Here is a 6376-nt window from a genome sequence, read left to right on the forward strand (position 1 = left end):
ATGATTCGTTTTTCACGTAAGACCATCGTGGCTGTTGCAGCCGCCGCAGCGATGACGCTGACCGCCTGCTCTGAAGCAGAGTCGAACAACGCGTCCACTTCGGAGACCCAGGCTAGCGCCTCCGCTACGACGACTGCCGCGGAAAACGGCACCGTGACCGTGACCGACAACTATGGCGAAAAGACTGTGCCGACTCCGCCGAAGCGCGTCGTTGCGCTCGACAACCGCACCTTCGAGCTCCTGGACTCCTGGGGTGTGAAGCCGGTTGCGGCGCCAAAGAAGTTGGTTTCGAAAGATGTTCCGGGCCTGCGAGACAATGACGATATTGCGGACATCGGCAATCACAAGGAGCCGAATCTGGAGATCATCGTTGCAGCTGACCCGGACGTAATCATCTCGGGCCAGCGTTTTGAAAAGTACGACGACGAGATTCAGAAACTTGTTCCAAACGCAGTACTCGTCGACTTCGAACCACGTGACGATGAACCCTTCGACCGTGAGTTGATCCGTCAGACCCTCGAGCTCGGCGAAATCTTCGGTAAGCAGGCCGAAGCGGAGAAAACCGTCGAAGACTTCACCAAGGCAGTACAGCGTGCTCGCGACGCATACGACCCAGCGCAGACCGTGATGGCTGTCAACGTTTCTGGTGGGGAAATCGGATATGTTGCGCCGGGCATCGGCCGCACCTTTGGCCCCCTCTTTGACCTCATCGGTTTCACTCCGGCGCTGAAGGTAGAAAACGCCTCGAGCGACCACAAGGGTGACGATATTTCTGTTGAGGCTATCGCCGACTCCAACCCAGATTGGATCTTCGCCCTTGACCGCGACGCGGCCATTAAGAAGGAAGGGGAGTCCCCGGCTGCTCTGAGCGTGCTGAGCGACTCTGCCGCACTGCAGAATGTCACCGCAGTCAAGGAGAACCACATCTATGTGGCTCCGCAGGACACCTACATCAACGAGTCCATCCTGACCTACACCGAAATCCTGAACGGCATTGCTGACCAGCTGGAGGCCGCCAAGTAATGGCGCAACCGGGTACGCGCACCCACCCCAAACTTCTTAACTGGAAGCTTGGGGTGGGTCTCGTCATTGTGATCGTGCTGCTGGCCTTGTCCTTATTGGTTGGCCAGTACGACGTTTTTCGATCAAGCGACGGCTGGGACATGTTCAAAACCACCCGCGTTCCGCGCACTATCGCGCTGGTGCTTGCTGGCGCCGCGATGGCGATGAGCGGTCTGATCATGCAGATGCTCACGCAGAACCGCTTCGTCGAGCCCACCACGACGGGTACCACCGAGTGGGCTGGCCTGGGCTTGCTGGCGTCGTACGTATTTTTGCCCGACGGCACGATCCTGCAGCGCATGATCATTTCCGTCACCTTCGCATTCATCGGGACGATGGTCTTCTTTGCGTTCCTTCGGAGGGTGACGCTGCGCTCGAGCCTGATCGTCCCGATCGTCGGCATCATGCTCGGCGCCGTTGTCAGCGCATTCTCCACGTTTTGGGCGCTTCAAACTGACCTGCTTCAGTCGCTCGGGATTTGGTTCGCTGGCTCGTTTACCTCAGTGATTTCCGGGCAGTACGAGGTACTCTGGATCGTCGTCGCGGTCGTGATTGCCGTGTTCTTCTACGCCGACCGCCTTACGGCCGCCGGCCTGGGGGAGGACGTCGCCACGAACATTGGCCTTAACTACGGCCGCATCATCTTGGTCGGAACGAGCCTCGTTGCGGTCGCAGCGGGCGTCGTGACGGTGGTCGTCGGCAATCTTCCTTTTCTTGGGCTCATTGTTCCCAACATTGTTTCCATGATGCGTGGCGACGACCTCCGCTCCAACCTTCCGTGGGTCTGCCTCCTTGGCGTCGGCATCGTCACCGTGTGCGACTTGCTGGCCCGCACGATCATCGCCCCGTTCGAGATCCCGGTGTCCGTCATCTTGGGCATCATCGGTGCGGTGGTTTTCGTCTTCTTGATCGTGAGGCAGAGTCGCCGTGCCTAAACAGCTTATCGACGCCCGCTTCGTCGGAGCCTTCCAATCCACCAAGAGCAAAACCCGCTACTGGATAATTCTTGCGTGCCTTATCATCGCCGCCGTAGGGTTTACTGCCGGTCTGTTGGCGTACGGCAACCCCATGGACTTCGGCACCACCGGATACTGGCTGATTGCGAAGCGCCGTTTGAACTCGGTTATCGCGATGGCGATTGTGGCGCTGTGCCAGGCGGTGGCGACCGTTTCGTTCCAAACGGTGACGAACAACCGCATCATTACGCCGTCCATCATGGGTTTTGAAGCCCTCTACGTGTCGATTCACACCTCGACCGTGTTCTTCCTCGGTGCCGCTGGCCTGAACAATGGATATACGCTCCAGATGTTCGTGCTGCAGCTAGTGCTCATGGTTGGCCTGAGCCTTGTGCTGTACGCGTGGCTGTTGTCCGGAAAGCACGCAAATATGCACGCGATGCTGCTGGTCGGCATCGTGATCGGTGGCGGACTCGGCAGCGTGTCGACGTTCATGCAGCGCCTCCTCACACCAAGCGAGTTCGACGTCCTCACCGCGCGGTTGTTTGGCTCCGTCAACAACGCGGATCCTGAGTACTATCCGGTCGCTATCCCACTCGCGGTCGGCGCCACAGCACTACTGGTCTTCAATTCACGCCACCTCAACGTCCTCGCACTCGGCAGAGATGTCACCGTGAACCTCGGCGTTAGCCACCGATTCCACTCGATCTTCACATTGGTGCTGGTCTCCATCTTGATGGCGGTCTCGACCGCGCTCGTCGGGCCGATGACGTTCCTGGGGTTCCTCGTAGCGACGCTCGCGTACCAATTCTGCGATACCTACGACCACCGTTACATCTTCCCAATGGCAGTACTGCTGGGATTCTGCGTACTCAGTGGCGCCTACTTCATCATGAACCACGTGTTTTATGCGCAGGGCGTCGTGTCAATCATCATTGAGCTCGTCGGTGGCATCACCTTTTTGGCAGTCATCTTGAAGAAGGGACGCTTATGATCACGCTGAAAGAAGTCCGCAAAGACTACGGCGACGACGTCAAAATCGGACCCGTCAATATCGAGATTCCCGCTGGTGGCATCACCGCGCTCGTCGGGCCGAACGGCGCAGGGAAGTCGACGCTCCTCACGATGATTGGGCGTCTCTTAGCTATCGACTCCGGCACCGTCGAAATCGGCCGTATGGACGTCACCAGCGCTAAATCAAAAGATCTCGCAAAGATCATCTCGATCTTGCGTCAGGAGAACCACTTTGTGACGCGCCTGACGGTGCGCCAGCTCGTCGGCTTCGGGCGCTTCCCGTACAGCCATGGACGTCTCACTCCCGAGGACGAGCAGATCATCTCGAAGTACATCGACTTCCTTGGTCTCCACGAACTCGAAAACCGTTACCTGGATCAGCTCTCAGGAGGGCAGCGTCAGCGCGCTTACGTTGCGATGGTGCTCTGCCAGGAAACTGACTATGTTCTTCTCGACGAACCACTAAACAATCTCGACATTGCACACTCGGTGGAAATGATGAAGCACCTGTACTCCGCCGCGAGGGACTTCGGGCGGACCATCATCATCGTGCTGCACGACATCAACTTCGCAGCGAAGTACGCCGACTACATCTGCGCCACCAAGGATGGTCAGATCGCCGCGTTTGGGACTCCGCGCGAAATCATGAACGACGAGTTGCTCACGCAAATCTTCAACACGCCCGTGCATGTAATTGAGGGCCCGGATGGGCCACTCGCTACATATCACTAAAATGCTCGTTACGCAGGCGATTTGTGTTGTTTGTTGGTTCGTGGTTAAGTTATCCCTCGTTGCCGACGAGCGGCCTGGCCGCTTGGAGGGAATGATCAAAGTGAATAAAGTTGCTGCTTGTGGGCGGTTTTGAGTCTGGCTGGTTTGGTTGGATTTCGGTTCCCGTAGTACGAGGGGTCGATTCTGGTTTCGACTTCATCGACTAAGCCAGGGGAAGCGTGCCGGTGCAGGCTAGAGACCACCGTAAGCGTCGTAGCAACCAATAAACGCAGAGAAGAACTCTCAGCGTGACTACGCCCTCGCTGCCTAATTAGAAAGGTTCAGCGACCTGCGTGTCCGTCAGGCCGGGGATGCCCCCGACCCGGTACCTGGCGTCGACTTAGGGGGCTTGCCTTCCGGCCCTGTCAGTGGGGCCTCGGAAGGGACATTTTTCACTGACTGGGCCCGTCATCCGGACACGTTTGCCTGATCCGGAGGGCCGAGCAGAGGCAGTGCGCGAACTGCGCACGGAGAAGCCCTGGCGCGGTGGTGAAGGACCCGGGTTCAATTCCCGGCGGCTCCACTGACCCTCTACTTGTTTAAGCAGGTAGAGGGTCATTTTCTTCATATCTTGCCGAGGCTATTCCATCGGCTTCAGGTTGCATACCTGGTGCTCGGTAGACCGAGCTTGTTACGCTTCAGTGTGACTGTCCCTAAGGAATGGATCGGGTTCTAGTGTGAGTCTTCCAAAGGTCCTGTGGATTTGTGTTGGTATTGCGACGGTGATCTTGGCCACCAGAAGCGGGATCCCGTGGGAGCTGACTGTTGTCCTCTGCTTCGTTACCGCCGTAGTGACGGTAAGGCTCGTTGCTTCAGGTTCTGAACCGTCATTCGCACGGGTGGCCATCGGCGCACTTACGATGTGCGCGGTTGCTGGCATTTTCTTACCGCTGGTTCTTCCGCTCGCATATGTCGGATACGTTGCATGGACTTGGTTTTCGATTGTGGGCGATTGTGAAGGAGAGTAACTACAAGTTGAGGGTCTGGGTATGACCCAAATTTCGGCCAACCGTTAGAGAAAGCAGATGACGCGTACAGTGGCGCCCATGACTGAAACGACGACTGCACGCAAGAACGTTCTGTACATCGGTGGCCATGGCAAGGTGGGGCTGTTGGCAGCGCCAAAGCTCGTCGCCGCTGGCCATACTGTCCATTCCCTCATACGCAACCCCGACCAGGCTGCCGATATTGAAGCACTCGGTGCTACTCCTGTCCTGCGGGACCTGACCGAGATCTCCGTTGAGGACTGGGCTGAGCTCCTTGCCCAGTATGACGTTGTGGTGTGGGGTGCCGGTAACGGTGGACGCGCTGGTGCGGAGGTGACGTGGGCAGTCGACCGCGACGCCGCCCTCGCTTCCATTGCTGGGCTAGAGAAACTGGCTGCGGAGGGGAAGCGAGCACCGGCTTACGTGATGATCTCCTACGTCGGTGCCACGGAGAACACGACTGACCCGTCGGATGAGTCGTGGTATGCGTATGTCGAGTCGAAGAAGGCCGTCGATAAGAAGCTGAATTCGACGGACCTCAACTACCTCATCCTCGGCCCAGCGGCGCTCACCGAAGAGCCTGCTGGGGGCATTACTGTGCTGGACAATGATGCAGAGCGTGCCAGCAGCATGACGACATCCCGCGAGCTTGTTGCGGACGTCGTTACCGAGGTTGTCAGTCGTGCACATTTCCCAGCGTCGCCGCTGGAGTTCATTGACGGCGAAGGCAGCGTCAAAGACATCTAGAGGCCAGAGCCCCAAGTGAAAGGTAAAGCGTGATGAGCGAGCCAGTTGAACACGGGTGAAGATTTGCTCGAATACGTGGTGAGTATTGGCCCTAGAATATGAAGCTGGTTTCGGAAGATGAAGCGGATATTGAACTTGCCGATATGGTTGGTGCTCCGTGGGACTCGTTCACCGAAGGGTAAAGCACATAGCTAGTTGTAGCCGTCACTGTGAGTGGCGGCTTTTGGCTTGGAGGGGATCTCACGTTTATTGACGATCGGTAGAATCTCTTCCGTTCCCCTCAGTGACGTTACGCCTTGTCTGCGTACAGGTGGCGGGAGAATGCTGAAAGAGCTGCGGCAGCGCCTATGGCAATCGTCCAGGCCCAGCCGGTCGCCAGATATGCAAGGGCAGTACCGAGGATGTAGATGGCTGAGTTGTTGAGTGGTGACTTCATCGGGAAGCATCCTTTCGCACGAGCGCGACTGTGTCCCAGGTGAGGGCGACGAACGCGACCGCGAGCAAGATCCATACGATGGGACTGCTAGGGGCAACGATGTAGGCGAGAAAGAATGCGAAGACTGCGATTGTGGACATTTGGAGTCCTCCTATTGTACTGACGCGGTGAGATCCAGTGCTCCGAGTATTCTGTCACAGCTAAGGTGTGCTTGCACCAGATGGGGCTGCGGCCAATGGCTGATTCGATGCGATCTAAGCTGCGTAGATGCATGACACGGGGGTAAGGGGAGGGGGATGTCGATAATCACTTTCTTCTCTAAGCCTTGCCTAACTCTCATGAGTAGCTTAGGGTGAGTGAGGTAACCCTACCCTTGGATATGAGTAGCAAGGATACTTTTCAAC

7 protein-coding genes and 1 other RNA gene are annotated in these 6376 nt (G+C 57.3%); 6 read left to right on the forward strand and 2 right to left on the reverse strand.

Going from position 1 to position 6376, the window contains the following annotated elements; all coding sequences use genetic code 11:
- The 6 genes from ACXIUA_RS09610 to ACXIUA_RS09635 all read left to right on the forward strand — a co-directional run bounded on the left by ACXIUA_RS09610 (window position 1) and on the right by ACXIUA_RS09635 (window position 5536).
- Window positions 1-1023, forward strand: coding sequence for a siderophore ABC transporter substrate-binding protein (locus ACXIUA_RS09610; protein WP_070362874.1), 1023 nt, complete (start codon window positions 1-3; stop codon window positions 1021-1023).
- Complete coding sequence (locus ACXIUA_RS09615; protein ID WP_070476993.1) at window positions 1023-1997, forward strand: ABC transporter permease; 975 nt, start codon at window positions 1023-1025, stop codon at window positions 1995-1997. The genes ACXIUA_RS09610 and ACXIUA_RS09615 overlap by 1 nt, the downstream gene beginning before the upstream one ends.
- Complete coding sequence (locus ACXIUA_RS09620) at window positions 1990-3012, forward strand: iron chelate uptake ABC transporter family permease subunit (protein WP_070976013.1); 1023 nt, start codon at window positions 1990-1992, stop codon at window positions 3010-3012. Before ACXIUA_RS09615 ends, ACXIUA_RS09620 begins: the two co-directional genes overlap by 8 nt.
- Window positions 3009-3764, forward strand: coding sequence for an iron ABC transporter ATP-binding protein (locus ACXIUA_RS09625; RefSeq protein ID WP_070362871.1), 756 nt, complete (start codon window positions 3009-3011; stop codon window positions 3762-3764). Before ACXIUA_RS09620 ends, ACXIUA_RS09625 begins: the two co-directional genes overlap by 4 nt.
- A 173-nt stretch (window positions 3765-3937) precedes the next feature.
- Window positions 3938-4329, forward strand: a transfer-messenger RNA (tmRNA) gene (gene ssrA / locus ACXIUA_RS09630).
- 520 nt (window positions 4330-4849) lie between these two features.
- A complete protein-coding gene (locus ACXIUA_RS09635; protein ID WP_256021738.1) occupies window positions 4850-5536 on the forward strand; it encodes an NAD(P)-binding oxidoreductase in 687 nt (228 codons plus the stop codon).
- A gap of 289 nt (window positions 5537-5825) precedes the next feature.
- On the opposite strand, the gene ACXIUA_RS09640 is transcribed toward ACXIUA_RS09635, so the two are convergent.
- Entirely contained in the window at window positions 5826-5972 is a 147-nt protein-coding gene (locus ACXIUA_RS09640) for a hypothetical protein (RefSeq protein ID WP_256021740.1), read from the reverse strand.
- A complete protein-coding gene (locus tag ACXIUA_RS09645; protein ID WP_256021741.1) occupies window positions 5969-6112 on the reverse strand; it encodes a hypothetical protein in 144 nt (47 codons plus the stop codon). Before ACXIUA_RS09645 ends, ACXIUA_RS09640 begins: the two co-directional genes overlap by 4 nt.
- Between the last annotated feature and the right edge of the window lie 264 nt (window positions 6113-6376).

This window comes from Corynebacterium sp. UMB8791, assembly GCF_054166365.1.